This window comes from Microbulbifer maximicatervae (SeqCode) (genome assembly GCF_052468095.1).
This window is the reverse complement of record NZ_CP174332.1, coordinates 1,444,134-1,463,448: the sequence shown is the minus strand read 5'-3', so window position 1 is coordinate 1,463,448 and position 19,315 is coordinate 1,444,134. Positions and strand designations below refer to the sequence as shown.

Here is a 19,315-nt window from a genome sequence, read left to right as displayed (position 1 = left end):
TTTATCTACTTTCTCTAGAAATCATCAAGATTGAATTAACCACCTAAGCCTTGCGCGCTTCAAAATCCGCCATAAATGCTACAAGCGCTTCCACTGCCTCCATGGGAACGGCGTTATATAGCGACGCGCGCATACCACCCACAGAGCGGTGCCCCTTTAAGCTCAACAAACCCGCTTCTTCTGACTCAATCAAAAACTGCTTATCCAGGCGGTCGTCAGCCAACACAAAGGGCACATTCATGCGGGAGCGACTTCCCTCCTCAACCGGACTGGAGAAAAAGTCACTGCTGTCGAGGAAGTCGTACAGCATTTTGGATTTAGCATCGGCCTGCTTAGCCATCGCATCAACCCCCCCCTGACCTTTCAACCACTGGAAGACAAGACCAGATAAGTACCAGGCGAAAGTAGGTGGCGTGTTATCCATAGAGCCCGCTTCTGCCGCCACCTTCCAGCTCAAACTGCGAGGAATATTTTCCAGTGAGCGATCGAGTAAATCATCCCGAATCAAGGCTACAGCGATACCTGAGGGGCCAATGTTTTTCTGCGCGCCGGCATAGATAACGCCGAACTTTTCCACCTCAATCGGTTGAGACAAAATAGTTGAGGACATATCCGCCACTAGCGGGCACTCCACTTCCGGCACATAGCCAAACTCAACACCGCCAATCGTCTCGTTGGGGGTATAGTGGAAATAAGCCGCATCACCACTCGACTGCCAGCTGTCTGCCGCAGGTGCATAGCTGAAGTTGCGATCCTCACTGGATGCGACCACATTTACCTCACCGTAGCGACGAGCTTCTTTGATCGCTTTGGCCGCCCAACTACCGGAGTGTATAAATTCAGCTTTGGATGAGCCGGCACCGAGAAGATTCCAAGGCACGGCACTGAATTGCCCAGTTGCCCCGCCCTGAAGAAACAACACTTTGTAGTTGCTCGGCACACTGAGCAGATCGCGGAGGTCCTGTTCGGCCCGCTCAGCTACCTCAACAAACTCTGGAGAGCGGTGGCTGACCTCCATTACAGAGCAACCGAGCCCTTGCCAATCGAGCAACTCCCTTTGCGCCTGCTCCAGTACGGGCTGCGGTAAAGCGGCAGGGCCTGCACAGAAATTAAACTTCCTCATGAGCTGATTTCCACAATACAAAAAAGGTTTCAAATACAACTAGATGTGTCTACGCACAAATTGCCATTCAGAGGGATAGATATCGCGCCTTTAGCGTTTTTCGTGGGAGCCAAAGGCAAGAAAGGCCGCGATAAACGCAGCCTTTCTTAGTGGTCTGGAGCGGTGGGTCACTCTTCCCCACCGTTTTCTTCACCGTCATCCTCGGTCTCTTCAATGCGACCGAGACCAACCAGCTTCTCGCCAGTCTTCAGGCGAATCACTCGCACCCCCTGCGTGTTGCGCCCAAGTACAGACACTTCATCAACACGGGTACGCACCAGAGTGCCCTGGTCGGAGATCAACATCATCTCCTCACCTGGGTGCACCTGACAGGCCCCAACCAAGGCACCGTTACGTTCACTTTCCGCGATCGCAATAACACCCTGGGTACCGCGTCCCTTGGTGGGGAATTCGCTGATAGCTGTGCGCTTACCGTAACCATTCTCAGTAGCCATCATCACAGAGCCACCCTCTTCAGGGATAACCATAGCGATAACCTGCTGACCTTCCTGCATACGAATACCGCGAACACCACGGGAAACACGGCCCATTGAGCGCACATTGGACTCGGAGAAGCGCGCTGCCTTACCGGCGCTGGTAAACAGCGCTACATCACGCTCACCATCGGTAATCGCAGTGGCTACCAGGCGATCGCCCTCCTCCAATTCAATTGCACGCAAACCAACACTGCGGGGGCGGGCAAAAGCGGTGAGGGGGGTTTTCTTCACGGTGCCATTGGCAGTAGCGAAGAAGATAAAGTGATTTTCGTCGTATTCGGACACCGGCATCATGCTGCTGATACGCTCACCTTCTTCCAGGGGCAACATGTTAACCATTGGGCGACCACGGGAGGCTCGGCCAGCGGTGGGCACTTCGTAGACTTTCAGCCAGTACACCTTGCCCTTATTGGAGAAGCACAGAAGGGTGTCATGGGAGTTGGCGATTAATAGATGCTCGACGAAGTCCTCGTCTTTTACCTGGGTCGCGGATTTACCCATACCACCACGGCGCTGGGCCTGGTAGTCGGTCAGAGGCTGGCTCTTGGCGTAACCACCGTGGGAGATAGTTACTACCTTGTCTTCCGGGGTAATCAGGTCTTCAACGGTCAGATCCTGGCGAGACGCAACGATATCGGTACGACGCTCATCGTTAAAGTCCTTTGACAGCTGCTCTAACTCTTCGCGGATCACTTCCATCAGGCGCTCGAAGCTGCCGAGGATATGCAGATATTCAGCAATCTGCTCCAGTCGATCCTGGTATTCTGCCAGCAGCTTGTCGTGCTCCATGCCCGTCAGGCGGTGCAGGCGCAATTCAAGAATTGCCTGAGCCTGGGCCGGGGACAAGTAGTAAGAGTCGTCGCGCAAACCAAATTCTTGCGGCAGATCATCTGGACGGCAGGCATCGGCGCCAGCCCGCTCCAGGAACTGCTGTACATTGCCCACAGGCCAGCCTTTAGCCAGCAACGCCTCGCGAGCATCTGCCGGCGTGGCGGAAGATTTGATCAGCTCGATTACCGGATCAATATTGGCGATGGCAATCGCCAGACCTTCCAGAATATGACCGCGCTCGCGGGCTTTGCGCAACAGGTAGACCGTACGGCGGGTAACGACTTCCTGGCGGTGGCGAATAAAGTGCTCGAGCAGCTCTTTGAGGTTCAATACCTTGGGCTGGCCATCGACCAGGGCTACCATATTGATACCGAAGACACTTTCCAGCTGGGTCTGGGAATAAAGGTTATTCAGAACCACATCACCCAGCTCTCCCCGCTTAAGCTCAATCACTACGCGCAAGCCGTCTTTGTCGGATTCGTCGCGCAGCTCAGAGATACCCTCGATCTTTTTCTCTTTCACCAGCTCAGCAATACGCTCTATCAAGCGCGCCTTATTCAGCTGGAAGGGGATCTCAGTAATGATGATGGTTTCGCGATTGGTCTTGTCATCGCGGATCACATCTGCTTTGGCACGCACATAAATGCGGCCACGGCCAGTACGGTAGGCAAGGAGAATACCGGCGCGGCCATTGATGATGGCGCCGGTGGGGAAGTCCGGCCCGGGGATGTACTCCATCAGGTCGTCGACGGTCAACTCGGAATTATTAATTAGAGCCAGACAAGCCTTGATCACCTCACCCAGATTATGGGGAGGGATATTGGTGGCCATGCCCACCGCAATACCGGAGGAACCATTGACCAAGAGGTTCGGCACACGCGAAGGCAATACCTCCGGCATTTGCTCAGAACCATCGTAGTTATCGACAAAATTAACAGTTTCTTTATCGAGATCGGACAGCAGCTCGTGGGCCAACTTATCCATTCGAATCTCGGTGTATCGCATGGCAGCTGGACTGTCACCATCGATAGAACCGAAGTTACCCTGGCCATCTACCAAGGTGTAACGCATAGAAAACGGCTGCGCCATACGCACAATAGTGTCGTAGACCGCAGTGTCTCCGTGCGGGTGATATTTACCGATTACATCACCAACGACACGCGCTGATTTCTTGTAAGGTTTATTCCAGTCGTTTTTAAGCTCGCTCATCGCGTAAAGCACGCGGCGGTGTACCGGCTTGAGGCCATCGCGTACATCCGGCAGTGCGCGCCCGACAATCACGCTCATGGCATAGTCGAGATAAGACTGCTTGAGTTCTTCTTCGATATTAATCGGAGAGATTTCTTTGGCTAATTCGCCCATGGCTTACGGCGTTCCTTTTATAGCGCGGGCGTACGTACTGTGCCCGGGATAAGCGGGCGATTCTACCATAGTTTGAGATGTTTGGAGCCGCAGGACTATGAGATATAAAACTGCAACCCAAACCACAGTTGTCGCCCCCTTTGACTGCGGCTACAGTAAAACACCCCCACAGCAGCCACCAGATAAGTCCTCATGCAACAAGCTGTCGATACCCTGATCCACGCACGCTGGATCATACCCGTCGTACCCGAGAAAAAAGTGTACGAAAATTGTTCGCTCGCAATAGAAAAGGGCAAAATCTCCGCCCTGGTACCCACAGCTGAGGCCTCAATTCGTTTTAGGGCAACAGATGAAGTCGACCTGGGGCAACACGCACTAATTCCAGGGTTAATTAATACTCACAACCATGCGCCCATGACGCTATTGCGCGGCTACGCTGATGACCGCCCACTTAAAGAGTGGCTGGAGCAGCACATCTGGCCGACAGAGCAACGCTGGGTAGGCCCGCAATTTGTAGCTGACGGCAGCCGGCAAGCGATTGCCGAGATGTTGCGCTCTGGTACTACTACTTTTTCTGATCAGTACTTCTTCCCGGAAGCCGTCGCCATTGCTGCGCGGGAAAGCGGAATCAGGGCCCATATCGCCTTCCCCGTGCTGGATGCCCCAACCCCCTGGAGCCGCAATAGCAACGAGGCTCTGCACAAAGGATTGGCGTTACGCGATGATTACCGTGCGCACGATCGAATTGAGGTGGTATTTGCACCTCACGCCCCCTACACCGTGGGGGATAAAACACTGGAGAAAATTGCAGTCTGCTCTGCCGAAGCGCAGATCCCCATGCAAATGCACCTCCACGAGACCCACGCTGAAGTTGAAAGCGCCCTGAACGCTACTGGAGAGCGGCCCACCGAGCGGCTATTCCGCCTTGGGCTGTTGGGGCCGCAGACACTTTGTGTACATATGGTGGCCACTAATCAACGAGACATTGAGCTAGTGAGCTCAAGTGGCGCCCATGTTTCTCACTGCCCATCATCTAATCTCAAGCTCGCCTCAGGCTTCTGCCCAGCCTATGACATGCTGGAAGCCGGCATCAACGTATCCCTTGGCACTGATGGCGCTGCGAGCAATAACACCCAAGACCTGTTCTCCGAAGCCAACACAGCCGCACTACTGGCAAAAGCTGTTAGCGGGAACGCAACAGCCCTACCCGCGCATCAGACACTGAGCATGGCGACCATCAACGGAGCCAAAGCACTGGGAATTGAAGATATAACCGGAAGCCTGGAAGTAGGCAAAAGCGCAGACATTGCTGCTATCAATCTCGGCGGTCTAGAACAGCAGCCTTTGCATGACCCAGTGTCCCAGTTGATTTATGCCAACGGAGGACACAATGTCAGTGATGTCTGGGTCGCCGGGCGACAACTTTTAAAGGAGCGCCAGCTACAAACCTTAAACGAAACTGAGGTTATCCAGCGGGCGCAAATATGGCGTGATAGAATCAGCGGAAATTTACGCTAGATAACTGATTCCGGCCCAATCACTGAAAAATGCCGGTTACGAGCGACGGAGTTTGCAGAGAAGTTCATGAGCAATGTAGATCCCTCAGAAATCGCCAAATTTGAGCAACTTGCCAGCCGCTGGTGGGACAAGGAAGGCGAGTTCAAACCACTACACGAAATCAATCCACTGCGTGCAAATTACATTGACGGGTATGCTCCGGTTGCCGGTAAGAAGCTCCTCGATGTGGGCTGCGGTGGCGGTATCCTGGCTGAAGCCATGGCACAGAGGGGAGCCGATGTTACTGGTATCGATTTAGGGGAAGCCCCACTCAATGTCGCCAAACTCCACGCCCTCGAAAGTGGCGTCAGCGTCAACTATCGCAAAGTGGCAGTAGAGGAACTGGCAGAAGAAGCGCCCGAGAGCTTTGATATTGTTACCTGCCTGGAGATGCTTGAGCATGTACCAGACCCGTCCTCTGTCATTCGCGCCTGCGCGAAACTTGTAAAACCTGGCGGCAAGCTATTTTTCTCTACGATCAACCGCACCCCCAAAGGGTGGCTGTTTGCCGTAGTCGGAGCAGAATATGTCCTACGCTTACTGCCCAAGGGCACTCATGAATACAGTAAGTTTATCCGCCCCTCAGAAATGGGCGCCTGGCTGCGCGATGAGTCCCTGGAAGCGCACGATATAACCGGTATGACTTATAACCCGGTTACCCGAAGCTACAAATTGAACCCCCGGGATGTCGACGTCAATTATTTGATGTATGCCAGCAAACCAGAATAAGTGAACTGCAAAATGAAAGCCGTTTTATTTGACCTGGATGGTACCCTGCTTGATACAGCGCCAGATTTTATTGTTGTATTAAATCAACTGCGCCAACAGGAACAGTTACCTCCACTGCCTGACGAGACGATCCGGGGAACTGTATCCAATGGTTCCAGGGCGCTGGTGACATTGGGGTTTAACAAAGAAGAAGGTGACCCCGCCTTCCCAGGATTACTGCAAAGGTTGCTAGACCTCTACCTGGCACATCTTGCAGAGAAGACGACCACTTTCCCCGGTATCGACAACCTGCTCGACAACCTGGTTGAAAAAAACCTTCCCTGGGGGATTGTCACCAATAAACCAGAGGCCTACACCACTCCGCTGATGGAAGCCTTTACCCATCTACCGCCAGCCTCTGCAATTGTTTGCCCTGACCACGTCAGCAAATCCAAGCCGGACCCCGAGCCCCTATTTTTAGCCTGCAGCCAGATTGGTTGCGCGCCCGCTGAAGCAATTTATATCGGCGACCACAAGCGCGATATCATCGCCGGACAAAAGGCTGGTATGCCGACTATCGCTTGCGGGTATGGTTATATTGACTCTACAGATAACCCCGCCAATTGGGGGGCAGACCACCTGGTAAATTCCGCCAATGAAATTTGGCCCCTTCTAGAACAACACTATTTTTGAAACTTGAAGTAATACCGGGCACCCAAGCCCGGTGACAGTATCGGGATATTTCATGTCAGACTTTGTTGGCGACTATCAAGCGCCCTCCGACCTATTAAAGAGCAAAATTATTCTTATCACCGGTGCCGGAGACGGCATAGGTAAAACTGCAGCAAAGACTTTTGCTTCTCACGGGGCGACGGTAATTTTGCTAGGCCGTACAACTCCCAAGTTAGAAGCTGTCTATGACGAAATCGAGGCTGCCGGCGGGCCACAGCCGGCTATTTTCCCCATGGACCTGGGTGCGGCAAAAATAGAGGATTTCGAGAGTCTCGCAGAAGCTATCCGCAACGAGTTTGGCCGCCTGGATGGACTCCTGCACAATGCCGGCCTACTCGGGCAACGCACCCCTATCGGCAATTACAATTTCAACACTTGGCAACAAGTAATGCAGGTGAATGTTAATGCAGCGTTTGGACTAACAAAGGCAATGCTGCCCCTGCTAGAGGAATCAGAAGCCGGCTCTGTTGTCTTTACAAGCTCCAGCGTTGGGGTTAAAGGGAGAGCCTACTGGGGAGCCTATTCAGTATCGAAGTTTGCCACTGAAGGGCTGATGCAGGTACTCGCCGATGAACTGGAAGGGGTTTCCAATACCCGGGTCAACTCCCTAAACCCAGGGGCAACCCGTACAACAATGCGAGCAACTGCCTACCCAGCAGAAAACCCACAGTCGGTAACCTCTGCAGAAGATATTATGCCCACCTACCTCTATTTAATGGGTAGAGACAGTAACGGAGTTAGTGGGAAGCATTTTAGCGCTCAGAAGAAATAGTTACCCTGTCTCCTGGACAAGAATCCGGGCTTCGATCTCGGGTACTTGTCCATGTAAGTCCTATTGGCATTGCACTTGATAGCTACTCACCGAAGCCCTTTTCATCACTGTCTTTTGAGTCCGCCCCCTCTCCAATTGGAGGCATATGCTCGGGAGCATCGGCAAATACATCGCCTTCAAACTCCATCATGTTGGAGCCATCAAACAGCTCTACATCTTGAGCATCTCCCGAGTACTGGTTGTAGTCAACGGACTGATCATCCCGCTCACTAAGCGCGACCCCCACAGCATAAGCTGCAGATCGATCAGATACCGCAAGGCTTATCCCTTCGCAAGACACGTACCCAACCACAACAGCAAACAGTGCTGCAGGTGTTAGCAACCCTTTCATTTCCCCGCCCCTGGATAGTCTAATTTTATAAGTGACTCACAGCAAATAGCTTTTAATTAAAAGCCCTGATAATCACATTTGTCAAACAACAACTACTAAAAACGGCAATGTTCCACAAACTGATCTCGATCCCCATAATTAGTAGACAGCCAGCATCTGTGGCTCTTCAAATTCTTTCATGCTGACAGCTAAAAAAGTGTGAACCCATCTGCATTTCTATTTGTTCAAGCAAGTCGCGTAAGGCAGAATTGGATGACATCTCTCGACTAGAAGCGCCCCAAACACTATGAAAGCCATACTTGTAACCTGTTTTATTGCATTTTCTATGCTTAGCAATTCCCCCGTCTTCGCGACGCCATTAACAGAAGAGTTAGCAAAATGTAGTCGTATTGAAGCTGACATAAAGCGGTTATCTTGCTATGACATGTTGACCGACTCTCTGAAAGACCGGGCAAAAAACGAATTTGGAAAGAAACAGAAGAGCGTAGTAACCGAAACGCCTAGCTTTATCGAAGCTAGAATTGTTTCAATAACCAAAGGCGCTTATCACAAGTCCCTAATCAAACTGGATAATGGCCAAGTATGGCGCCAGAATGACGATAGTAGGATCCATTGGAAAACTGGAAGCTTAGTAGTCGTAGAGAAAGCAATGCTTGGCTCTTTCTTTATGCAAGCAAAAGATGGTGGCCGAAAAGTAAGGGTCAAGCGCGCCCAGTAAAAGCTGAGTTTCTAGAGGGGCAGATATAACTGCCCCCGCTTCCAGAAAAACAGAACCTTCAAGTCCCATTTTTCCCTTCTTGAGCTTACTGATACATCTATAGTAAGTAGAAATAGGCGTCACTCGACAGCTTAATAGACTGATCAACAAGTTTCGTTCACACAGCCAACAGAAGGTTTAAGCACTTGTCCCGAGAACATTTTTACTCAAGGGATGAAGAATGGCTGAAGGATACAGGCGAACCACTCTCTGACTCCTGCCAGGGTGCCAGCGAGCCCGACCCCCAGGTCGAGCGAGACCCTGACACGGAAGAGATTCACGCAGCGGGTGATACCCTCTCCGAGAGCGGCACCACCCCAATGCAGAGCTATCTCAAGCACCTTTACAGGCTTGAGCTATTAACTCCGGAGGAAGAGCACAGTACCACCTGTCTATTACGCGACCTGGAAGAGAAGCTCATTTCCAACCTTCAGGAAAGCGGCACCGAGTTGGTCCAGCTTCGCAGCGAAGGAGTGGAGCAGCGTGGAAGCACAGGCGCCTACGACCATGGGCTTATAATTGCCCACACTGAAACCCTTCTCACCAGCAAGTTCCTGGATAGGCGCGGCCGCAGCAGGTTAACCGGACTCCTACAGCGCTTTCAACAACAGCGGAAAAAATTGATCCAATGTAATCTGCGCCTGGTTATTGCCATCGCAAAACGCTTTCGCAACCCATCAGTTCCCTTTATCGATTTAATTCAAGAAGGCAATGTTGGATTAATGAAAGCCATTGAGCGATTCAAACCACAAATGGGATACCGCTTTTCAACCTATGCCTACTGGTGGATTCAGCAAGAAATTCAATTAGCTTTAAGGCGCAACGAAGATCTTGTCCGACAACCAGCCAATGTCCAGGATGATTTAAGAGCGATTTACAGAGCCATTGGTGAAGTACGCGCTCAGGGGCAACCCGCATCCGATGACAATCTGGCCCGCCACACAGGATTAGATATTGAGAGAATCCAGAGCTTATTAAAACTCCCAGGACCAACAGGGTCCCTTGATGACCCAGTCGCAGACGACCAGAGCAGTACCCGGCTGGACTACGCACCTGCTGATGAACTTTACAATACGGATGAGCTTGTAACCAACCAGGAGCTAGCTCAACGCCTCCGTGAAGCTGTTGCCCGCCTCCCCGCACGACAAAGGACAGTCCTCAACTTGCGGTATGGATTAATTTCTGACAAGGATTGCTCTTTTCGAGTTATTGGCGAGCAATTGGGGCTTAGTCAGGAGCGCGCGCGACAACTTCATTCTGACGCACTTCGACAACTGAAGCGGCAGTGGCGTTAGAAAAGGAAGAAGTCGATGGCAAGCCTCTCCTGAGAGCTTGCCATCGAACCCTTTCCCACTAGTCTTTAAAACAGTTCTATCAGTTAGTACTGCGAAGTTATGCGTAAGTTAGCGGTCTTCAACGAAAAATACTGTGCCTTTAAATGCTGTACCTATTTTTTTGTCGGCGGACTACTTCTAGCCCCACCGACCCAAGCAGAATCCGAGCTTATTGCAAGCGCAGGTAAAGGGTTAGGAAATGAGTTAATGCAGTATCGCTCTATCTCGGCCTCAGAAATGGCTGGATTCAGCTACTCCTATCTACTGTCTTCATTTAGCCTTGGCGACAATTCACTTCAATGGTGGGGACAAGGCAGCTACTCCCATATGCGAATTGAACACCACAGCGAGAAACAGCAACAAAATATTCTCGAAATTAAACCTATTTTGCGCTGGTACCCCCGAGGTGAATTACGGGGCGGCTTTGCTGAAGCAGGCGCAGGAGCATCCTACTTAAGCCAAAAGAACTTTGGTGATATTGGATTGAGCACCAAACTAAACTTTGCCCTGCACTTTGCTTTCGGGTACCGTTTTTCCAGAGGCCACATCCTTTCTTTAAGATACAGTCATTTTTCAAACGCCAGAACCAATACACCCAATCCCGGTTTTGATTTCGCCTCTTTGAACGGGCACCTTAACTTTTAGAAATTCAACCTTTCAATACTTTCCAGATTGCTAACGACTAAGATTGTTTTTATTTTAATTAAGCAAGCGCTGAAAAAAGTCTATGGTTTTTCCAGCTGAAGCTGCATAGCTAAACTCTTGTGGATTCGGGTTATTTGGCTTGCTCACTAAATTCAAACACGCTTCCATTAAAGATTTTAGATCACCTTTCTCCACCAGCCCTTCAGGAAAATATTTCTGCAAAACCTCCCCCGTACAACCTTCGGAATAAGCGACTACCGGGCGCCCCATCGCCAGTGCCTCCTTGGAATGTTTTGCGTTCCCGTCTTTCTCGCTGGCGAGTTGAAAAACCAACTGAGAAGTTGCATACAGCTCACGCATATCACGGCGTTCACCTAGGAAAGTAACCTTACCACCGAGGTCCAAATCTTGTGCGAGCCCTTCAAGTTTTTTCAGATAACGCAAATCATCTTCAGCCAAAGCTCCTACAATCACTCCGTGAATATCATCGCTTTGTGCCGCAGCCCGGGCCAACAGATGTAAAAACTCCTCCTGGCCACCACTTGCAGAGATCTCTCCCGGCATGAACCACCAGTTTTTCCCTTCCAGCTGGGGGTAGCTATTCAAAAGCTTCAGTTGCCACTGGCTCGCTACCGGTTTTTCACGATCAAACTCGCGAATATTGATACCGTGATAAATAACCTCTATCGAGTCTTCTGCAATCTTGAGGGATGACTTCTTCAGGTTCTCTGCAATCCCTCGGGAGCTTGCGATAATTCCATCTCCTGACAGCACACCTTTATTGAAATAACTGTTGGGAAAATCTTGATCTACGAGCGGCACCAGCTTAGGGCGACTTGTAGCTGGATCACTCTTTAAGGCGCGCCAAGCTAGAAAAGCCGTTGAGCGACCATAGGTATGGACAATATCCGGTTGCAATCCTGCGAGAATCTTACGCAGGCGGGATTTGTGCCGCAAAGACCAAATTGACTCACTGATTTTTGGAAAGCTGATAAAGTCACTACCGTGCAAACGAAACCGCGCCTCCAATGGCCCACCAGTAGAAATTACCAGGGACTCGTGGCCTTTTTTGACCAGTTCATTTGCAAACTCAAGCGCAAGAGTTGCTGTAATCCCTGGTTCTAGGCTGGGCAAAAACTGTACAACTTTCAATTTGACTTCCGTGAAACAGACCAAAAGGTCTATTTTGACTTCCTATAGGATAATTTCCCAGTAAATCATCACTAATTTACAAGTCAGTGACTTGATGCCTAAAAGCCCCTCTGGTACCTGAAGGTGTTAGTGATAGTATTTGCAAAGGCAAATTACTCAGGGACCCGACAATGCTTCAGCGACAAATAAGTTACTTTCTCGCCTTTACACTGCTTCTACTAACAATAGGAGCTTCAGCCGCTGAGAGCGATAAAGGCATCTTCTGGAAAGCAACTAAAGATAATAAAACCGTTTACTTATTAGGCTCGGTTCACTTGGCAACTGAGGATTTTTACCCTCTAAGATCAAAAATTGAACAGGCCTACTCCAATAGTGATGCCATTGCCGTCGAGGCTGACATTCTCGCTGCAGAAGGCGACAGTCTGTTACAGCAGCGAATCATGATGGAGTCTATCTACCAAGGTGAACGAACTTTAAAAGACGAACTTCCACCCGCGATATACAGCCAACTGAAGTCGTGGATGCGAAAACGTAGTATGCCCGAGGCTATGTTTATCCGGCAGCGTCCCGCCATAGCCATGATCTCTATGAGCATGATTGAGATGCAAGCCCACGGCCTTAACCCAGAACTAGGCATTGATAGGCACTTTTTACAAAAAGCAAAAAAGGATGGAAAATCCGTTCTGGAGCTGGAAGGTGTCTTGCAACAATTCAAGATGTTAAATGACCTGGACAACCCTGCGCTCCTCTTCCAGCAAACCCTTGAGCAAATTGAGGATATTTCAACCTTTTTACCCAAACTCACCAGCGCATGGAAGCGAGGAGATGAAGAAGCTTTGAATCGCCTTATTATCCTCGACGGCCTAACTGAAAACCCTGAATATAAGCCGCTCTATGACACACTTTTTTTTAATCGCAATGAAAGGATGGCTGAGAAAATTGCCCTTAAGGGGCCAAACTACCAGTCTCTGTTTGTCATTGTCGGCGCTGGCCACTTGGTGGGCGAACGCAGTGTTATCGAGTTTCTAGGCGACACTGGTTACAAATTAGAACGCCTTTAATCAACTGTCCAGTAACCCTCGGCGCAGATTTTCTGCGCCGTCCCATCCCCCCTCCCCGTCCAAAGTCTTTTCTATTGCTAAACTCGAATAGCACTTTTCCCGTGACCAATGACAACTCTCAACTAGAGGCGTCCGATGAAATGCTGGGGAGCATACTGTGCCATATCAATTCTTTTATTTAGCTTCCCGGCTATTGCTGATGAAGCCGAGACAAAAGGCGGACTGAAAATTGTCTCTGACGATGGGGATTTCTCCGCACAACTCGGCGGAAGGATTCACTTCGATACATACATTTTTGACAAAGACCTAGAAGATCCGGTCAATACAACCGACTTCCGTCGGGTTAGGTTGACAATGAGGGGCAAAATCTGGGAGTGGGAATACAAACTTCAGAGAGACTTTGCCACTAGCGGAACCGCAGGGTTGCGTGACGTTTATTTAAGTACAAAGTTCTATACAGGAAAGTTGACTATTGGCAATTTCAAACCCAGTCGATCAATGAGTCAACTAACCAGCTCAAACGACCTCGTACTTATGGAGCGAGCATTTACCAGCTCTGCAGGTATTTACGACGGACGAGGCTACTTACAGGGGATCAAGTGGGATAAACAATGGTGCTGCCATACCTTCGGTTTTACCCTGTTCAACTTGCGAAACCCTGGTGACCCACGTAATTCGGGGTTTGGCGCCGCAACTCGATTAACCTGGGCTCCAATCAGCGACTCCATATCAACCGTTCACCTGGGCGTATCCCGTAGTTACGAAAAAGCTAACCAAGATACACCTGATATTATTGCTGAGGTCGCCTATGCGGGCCGGCGAGGGCCAGAGCAACTTATAGCCATCTCACCTGGTGGATCAGTTAATTTTTTTGGCGATTTTGGTGACGATGAATTTTTTCTCGGCGACGGTGGGGGGCGAGTCAATATTACCGGTTTCGAGCTGGCTGCAACCTACGGTCCCTTATTTGGTCAGGCGGAATACGCCTACGGGCACTTTTCAGGAAAAATTTATCTCTCAGAATTGGTCTATGAAGAGTTTTTCGGTTTGCCTCCGAATTTTTTCTGTGACCCTATCACCGGGTGCTATATTGGCGGGCAGGATGTCCACTCCTGGTACATTTTGGGAAGCTGGGCAATTACCGGGCAGCACAAGCCATATGACGACAAGAAAGGGGTTTTTAAGTCAATTAAACCATCCCCCCCAGAAGACGCATGGGAAGTTGCCGCAAGATACCAAACTATAGAAAACCGCAATTTCCACCAGCTGCGAGCAAGTAATCTCACGTTAGGGGTAAACTATTACTTCAACCCCAAAGTTCGGGTAATGATGAACATCACCCTAGGCGACAACGATTTTACTGGAGACAAAACCAACCAATTCGCCATACGACTACAAGGGGTTTGGTAGGGGATTATAAAGCGGCTCAAGACAGTCCTTGAGCCACTTTATCAAACGGGCAATTAACCTACTTGCTGTGCCTTAGCTGGGTCAAAAACCTCAACCTCCGCTGATAGTTTTATATCCCGAACCGGGTTTTCAAATCGATTTAATGCGATATTTCGCTGTTCTTTCGCTTTCTCAATATTGGCCTCCTTCACCGGGCCGTAGCCCCGGATGATATCCGGATATTGAAGTAGCTCAACTGCAGCGGCGTGATTCTGCGAATTTAATTGGCCCAGAACTTTCTTAACCAATTCTTCATATTCGCTAATCAGTGCCCTCTCCATTTTTCGCTCAGCTGTATAGCCAAAAATATCAAGCGCCGATCCACGCAAGAACTTCAGCTTCGCCAAAACACCAAATGCCTTGTACATCCAACCGCCAAATTTCATTTTGCGGGGACGCCCCAAGGCTTTATCGAAGCGCGCCAGTAATGGGGGAGCCAAATTGAACTCCAGGGTAAAGTCACCACTGAAGTTCTCTTTTAGCGATTCGGTAAAGCGGCTATCGGTGTATAGGCGAGCCACCTCGTACTCATCCTTATAGGCAAGCAATTTTGCATAATTGCGCGCAACCACCTCGGCCAACTGGACATTCCCGGGCACTTTTAAAATCTCAGCAGATTTCACCGTATCAACCAAACTGCGGTAACGCTCGGCGAGGTCTGCATTTTGATAACCGGTGAGGTGCTCCACCCGGTGAGCTACAATCGCTTCAAGAGTTTGTGGTGCCTCTTCCACAACTTTTTCGTGGGTTAGTAGTTTGTCCAGAGCGTTGCGGTTTTCTGCCGCCAACCGCCCTGCAGCAAATCCCTGCAGATTACCTTCCACAGCTACACCGTTTAAGCGGATCGCTTCCAGTAGGGAGGCTTCAGTTAGCGGAATCAACCCTTTCTGCCAGGCGTAGCCGAGCATAAAAATGTTGGCGGCGAGCGTATCACCCAGAGCTGCTTTGGTCAGGCGATGCGCTTCCACAGAGCTGAGCTCATTAACCGCGCCACTCACCGTATCCAATACCGCTTGCGGTGAATGGACATCCTCACGCCCAAGAACCGTTGCCGCCGTTGGGCTCAAGTGGGTATTCACTACCGCGCGACTGTGCGATTTATCCAGTTTAACCAAACAAGCTGCCACATTGCCGGCTGCAATCAGGTCACAGGCCATTAGGGCATCGGCACGACCGTCGGAAATACGTACCGCCTGCAAAGACTCAGGCGCAGCCGCAAAGCGGATATGGGAGTAAACCGCTCCACCCTTCTGAGCCAATCCCGTCTGATCAAGGGTGCTGCACGCCTTGTCTTCGATATGTGCCGCCATCGCTAGCAAGGCGCCAATGGTCACAACACCCGTACCGCCAACGCCGGTAACCAGGAAGTTATACGGCTGCTGTAAGCCCGGAAGCTGTGGCGAGGGCAACTTGGCCGCTTCAGTTCGCAACACGTCACCTACCCCGGCGCCCTTGGCAATATTGCCACCCTTCACCGTGACAAATGAGGGGCAGAAGCCGTTAACGCAGGACATATCCTGATTACAACCGGTTTGGTTCACCCTGCGTTTATCGCCCAGCGCCGTTTCCACTTTCTCAACAGCGATACAGCTCGACTGCTGGACGCAGTCTCCACAGCCTTCACACACCAGCTCGTTGATAAAGGGGCGCCCCTCGGCTTTAGGCAGTAGCCCGCGCTTGCGCTTGCGGCGCAGTTCGGTGGCACAGGTCTGGTCGTAAATAATAACGGTACAACCTTCAACCTCACGCAGCTCATCCATTACAACGGGCAAGTAATCCCGGTGATGAATTTCAACTTCACTGGGGAAGGACAGCGCACCCTTGTATTTATCCGGGTTATCCATCACCAGGACAACTTTCTGAACCCCTTCTGCCAAAACTTGGCGACAGATCATATCCGGAGCCAACTCACCATCGTGGGGCTGGCCGCCTGTCATGGCGACCGCATCATTAAACAGGATCTTGTAAGTGATATTGACCTTGGCAGCCACGGAAGCACGAATAGCTAAAATACCGGAGTGGAAATAGGTACCATCACCCAGGTTTACAAAGACATGCTTTTCAGTTGTAAACGGCGCCTGCCCTACCCAGTTAACTCCTTCGGCACCCATTTGGGTGAAGGTATAAGTCTCCCGGTCCAACCACTGGGCCATATAGTGACAACCAATACCTGCCAGGGCACGGCTTCCCTCCGGCACCTTGGTGGAACGGTTGTGGGGGCAGCCAGCACAAAACATAGGCAAGCGAGACACACTTGAGCCAGTCTGCTGGGAAATACGTTCAGCCAGCGCATTGAGGCGCATCAAGCGGTGTTTGCCGCCTTCATCCAACTTGTCCTCACCCAAAACAAAACCCAATACCTGGGCAATAATCGCTGGCGACAGCTCGCCATAAGCGGGCATCAGCGGCTGATCACTATCATCCACTTTACCGAGAATACGCGGGAAATTCGGGTCCTTCACGTGGACGTTGTACAGCTCTTCTTTCAGCTGTACTTCCATCAAACTGCGTTTTTCCTCAAGCACCAGCAGCGTATCCAAGCCACGGGCAAACTCCTGGATACCCGGCACATCCAACGGGTAAGTCATACCCACTTTAAGGATTCGGATACCGAGCTGCTTGGCCTTCTGCTCATCGATACCCATGTCTTCGAAGGCCTGCATCAAGTCCAGATGGGCCTTACCGGTAGTGACGATGCCGAGGCTCGCCTCAGGATTTTCCAGTACAACCTTGTTGAGTTTATTGGCGCGGGAAAAAGCCAACGCAGCAGGGCGCTTGTAGCGCCACAGGCGCTCTTCCTGCTCGAGAGGGTTATCCTGCTTGCGAATATTCAGGCCGCCCTCGGGACGTTCAATATCCGGGTAGTGGAATTTGACCCGCTCAGGGTCCACTTCCACGGTCGCAGAGCTATCCATATTTTCTGCCAGGGTGATCATTGCCACCCAGCAGCCGCTAAAGCGAGACAGCTCCAGCCCATAGTGACCATAATCCAACACTTCCTGCACGGTGGCGGGGTTAAGTACTGGAATATGCATATCCACAAAGGCAAATTCAGACTGCCCTGGATAGGAGGATGACTTACAACCGTGGTCATCGCCAGCAACGATCAGTGCGCCACCTTTGGGAGAGGAGCCAGCGGCGTTGGCATGGCGAAATGCATCGCAGGAGCGGTCGACACCCGGTGTCTTGCCATACCAAATCCCGCAGACGCCATCCACTTCTGCGCCCTGGAACAAGCCCACCTGCTGGGAACCCCAAACTGCCGTAGCCGCCAACTCTTCATTGACGCCAGGCTGGAAACGGATGTTGTACTCTCCCAGCAGTTTTTTCGCCCTGGATAACTGCAGGTCGTAGCCACCTAAGGGCGACCCCCGATAACCGGAGATAAAAGTCGCGGTATTGAGGTCGCGATCCCGGTCCATTCGCATCTGGTCTATGGGTAAGCGCACAAGGGCCTGGATACCTGAAAGGAGCACACGGCCCTTGAGCATGGTGTAGCGGTCGTCCAATGAAACCTGTTTTTTTACTTGGGAATCCGCCGTACTTTGAGGACTGGTTACTTTTTCAGTCATACACCTACTTCCGGTTAATTATTCTTCTCGAAACCCGGTTCGAGTTATTAGTCATTATTCTTCCGAATAGTCCGTTTTCAGTGGTCAGATGCGCCTGTTTTTATATTTGCCGCAAAGTCCCAGAGCGGCTGAGGGCACACTGCACCTATCCCGAAACGGTTTAGTCAGGTCATACTAGTTCGTTAAGCGCAATAGAGCATTGCTTTATTCACGCAAATATGCGTAAATTTGTGATAGAAGTTTCGATATAGATAATTTTTATAGGATAGGAGTCTTTATGAAGCGTTCGACAGACCTGGATGATTTTGACCGTAAGATTCTGCGAGCGCTGCAGGAGAACGCAGATTACTCCATGGCAGAGCTGGGCGATAAAGTCGGTCTTTCGCACACTCCCTGCTGGCGCAGAATCAAGCGGTTGGAAGCCGAAGGTATTATCCGTGGCCGTGTTACCTTGCTGGACCCACGCAAATTGGATCTGGGTGTCACCGTATACTGCTACGTTACCATCCACAATCACGATGAGGAATCCCTGAACAACTTTGAATCAGCAGTTCAGGATGTCCAGGAGGTAGTAGAGTGCTATTCCACCAGCGGAGACAAAGACTATGTCCTGCGCGTTGTAGTGGATAGTGTGGAACACTATGAGCAATTACTGAAGCGCTCTCTGGTACACCTGCCAAACGTGGCCTCAGTCAACTCCACCTTTGCCCTCAAGCAGGTGAAGTACACCACCCAACTGCCACTTTAAGCCAAAAGTGTGAAAAGTAAAGCCCCTTGCTTTAACGCATGGGGCTTACTGAGAAAATTTCGGTTACTCTGCAAGCTCCCGCAGCGCATTAAGTAAATGATCAAGCGTTTCCTGCAGTGATTTACTGTCACAATCCACCGTTATTTCTGCATATTGCCGGTAAAGGGCCTGTCGCTCTTCAAATAAGTCCGCAAAAGACTGCCCGGGCGCCTTCGCTATGCCACGGCTTTCATAATTGTGGATACGCCGGCGCAGTTCCTCCGCTGAACACTGAAGAAACACTACCACACCCTGACTGCGTAGATTCGCCATACCCTCATCGCTATAGACTGCGCTTCCGCCAGTGGCAATAACATCACTGGGGAGGGTGGCCTCAGCTAATACCTCCCCTTCAATGGCGCGGAGATTAAGATAGTCACTTTCAGCCATAATTTGCTGCAAAGTCTTGCCCTCTCTGGACTGGATCAGAACATCAGTATCTGTAAACCCCAGTGCTAACTCCTTTGCCAACAACACCCCCAGCGTACTTTTACCGGCGCCGGGCATTCCAATCAGGACAATACTTTTTCTTTTTTTCATTTTATT

At 50.7% G+C, this 19,315-nt stretch carries 16 protein-coding genes; 10 read left to right on the top strand and 6 right to left on the bottom strand.

Annotation, left to right across the window (positions count from 1 at the left end; genetic code table 11):
- Positions 1 to 43: 43 nt before the first annotated feature.
- Together serC and gyrA are read right to left on the bottom strand one after the other, a co-directional pair.
- Positions 44 to 1,123, bottom strand: a complete 1,080-nt coding sequence (serC, locus tag ACJJIL_RS06365) for a 3-phosphoserine/phosphohydroxythreonine transaminase (protein ID WP_445361441.1) — start codon at positions 1,121 to 1,123, stop codon at positions 44 to 46.
- Between the two features lie 167 nt (positions 1,124 to 1,290).
- Positions 1,291 to 3,852 (bottom strand): DNA gyrase subunit A, encoded by a 2,562-nt coding sequence (gene gyrA / locus ACJJIL_RS06360; protein WP_445361440.1) that lies wholly within the window; start codon positions 3,850 to 3,852, stop codon positions 1,291 to 1,293.
- Between the two features lie 192 nt (positions 3,853 to 4,044).
- Here gyrA and ACJJIL_RS06355 point away from each other — a divergent pair, with 192 nt between their 5' ends.
- From ACJJIL_RS06355 to ACJJIL_RS06340, 4 genes are all read left to right on the top strand, one after another.
- Positions 4,045 to 5,370, top strand: coding sequence for a TRZ/ATZ family hydrolase (locus ACJJIL_RS06355; RefSeq protein ID WP_445361439.1), 1,326 nt, complete (start codon positions 4,045 to 4,047; stop codon positions 5,368 to 5,370).
- Between the two features lie 66 nt (positions 5,371 to 5,436).
- On the top strand, positions 5,437 to 6,138 hold the full coding sequence (gene ubiG, locus ACJJIL_RS06350; RefSeq protein ID WP_444893285.1) for a bifunctional 2-polyprenyl-6-hydroxyphenol methylase/3-demethylubiquinol 3-O-methyltransferase UbiG: 702 nt from the start codon (positions 5,437 to 5,439) through the stop codon (positions 6,136 to 6,138).
- 12 nt (positions 6,139 to 6,150) lie between these two features.
- Positions 6,151 to 6,810: an HAD family hydrolase gene (locus ACJJIL_RS06345; protein ID WP_413662676.1), complete on the top strand. Its 660-nt coding sequence runs from the start codon at positions 6,151 to 6,153 to the stop codon at positions 6,808 to 6,810.
- A gap of 52 nt (positions 6,811 to 6,862) precedes the next feature.
- Entirely contained in the window at positions 6,863 to 7,621 is a 759-nt protein-coding gene (locus ACJJIL_RS06340) for a YciK family oxidoreductase (protein WP_445361438.1), read from the top strand.
- Positions 7,622 to 7,703: 82 nt separating this feature from the next.
- Here ACJJIL_RS06340 and ACJJIL_RS06335 read toward each other — a convergent pair whose 3' ends face one another.
- Positions 7,704 to 8,012 (bottom strand): hypothetical protein, encoded by a 309-nt coding sequence (locus ACJJIL_RS06335; RefSeq protein ID WP_444941203.1) that lies wholly within the window; start codon positions 8,010 to 8,012, stop codon positions 7,704 to 7,706.
- Positions 8,013 to 8,298: 286 nt separating this feature from the next.
- On the opposite strand from ACJJIL_RS06335, the gene ACJJIL_RS06330 reads away from it, so the two are divergent.
- From ACJJIL_RS06330 to ACJJIL_RS06320, 3 genes are all read left to right on the top strand, one after another.
- Positions 8,299 to 8,730, top strand: a complete 432-nt coding sequence (locus ACJJIL_RS06330) for a hypothetical protein (protein WP_444907751.1) — start codon at positions 8,299 to 8,301, stop codon at positions 8,728 to 8,730.
- A 185-nt stretch (positions 8,731 to 8,915) separates the two neighbouring features.
- Positions 8,916 to 10,064, top strand: a complete 1,149-nt coding sequence (locus ACJJIL_RS06325) for a sigma-70 family RNA polymerase sigma factor (RefSeq protein WP_445361437.1) — start codon at positions 8,916 to 8,918, stop codon at positions 10,062 to 10,064.
- A gap of 99 nt (positions 10,065 to 10,163) precedes the next feature.
- Positions 10,164 to 10,748: an acyloxyacyl hydrolase gene (locus ACJJIL_RS06320; RefSeq protein ID WP_445361436.1), complete on the top strand. Its 585-nt coding sequence runs from the start codon at positions 10,164 to 10,166 to the stop codon at positions 10,746 to 10,748.
- Positions 10,749 to 10,802: 54 nt separating this feature from the next.
- Here ACJJIL_RS06320 and ACJJIL_RS06315 read toward each other — a convergent pair whose 3' ends face one another.
- Positions 10,803 to 11,900: a glycosyltransferase gene (locus tag ACJJIL_RS06315; RefSeq protein WP_445361435.1), complete on the bottom strand. Its 1,098-nt coding sequence runs from the start codon at positions 11,898 to 11,900 to the stop codon at positions 10,803 to 10,805.
- Between the two features lie 170 nt (positions 11,901 to 12,070).
- Here ACJJIL_RS06315 and ACJJIL_RS06310 point away from each other — a divergent pair, with 170 nt between their 5' ends.
- Both ACJJIL_RS06310 and ACJJIL_RS06305 read left to right on the top strand, forming a co-directional pair.
- Positions 12,071 to 12,961 (top strand): TraB/GumN family protein, encoded by an 891-nt coding sequence (locus tag ACJJIL_RS06310; protein WP_445361434.1) that lies wholly within the window; start codon positions 12,071 to 12,073, stop codon positions 12,959 to 12,961.
- Between the two features lie 135 nt (positions 12,962 to 13,096).
- Entirely contained in the window at positions 13,097 to 14,371 is a 1,275-nt protein-coding gene (locus ACJJIL_RS06305; protein ID WP_445361433.1) for an OprO/OprP family phosphate-selective porin, read from the top strand.
- Positions 14,372 to 14,424: 53 nt separating this feature from the next.
- Here ACJJIL_RS06305 and ACJJIL_RS06300 read toward each other — a convergent pair whose 3' ends face one another.
- Positions 14,425 to 17,982 carry an indolepyruvate ferredoxin oxidoreductase family protein gene (locus ACJJIL_RS06300; RefSeq protein ID WP_445361432.1) on the bottom strand — a complete coding sequence of 1,186 codons (3,558 nt, stop codon included), beginning with the start codon at positions 17,980 to 17,982 and terminating at the stop codon, positions 14,425 to 14,427.
- A gap of 277 nt (positions 17,983 to 18,259) precedes the next feature.
- Here ACJJIL_RS06300 and ACJJIL_RS06295 point away from each other — a divergent pair, with 277 nt between their 5' ends.
- Positions 18,260 to 18,730: an Lrp/AsnC family transcriptional regulator gene (locus ACJJIL_RS06295; protein WP_020413378.1), complete on the top strand. Its 471-nt coding sequence runs from the start codon at positions 18,260 to 18,262 to the stop codon at positions 18,728 to 18,730.
- Between the two features lie 63 nt (positions 18,731 to 18,793).
- On the opposite strand, the gene ACJJIL_RS06290 is transcribed toward ACJJIL_RS06295, so the two are convergent.
- Entirely contained in the window at positions 18,794 to 19,309 is a 516-nt protein-coding gene (locus ACJJIL_RS06290) for a shikimate kinase (RefSeq protein ID WP_444907744.1), read from the bottom strand.
- Positions 19,310 to 19,315: the final 6 nt, after the last annotated feature.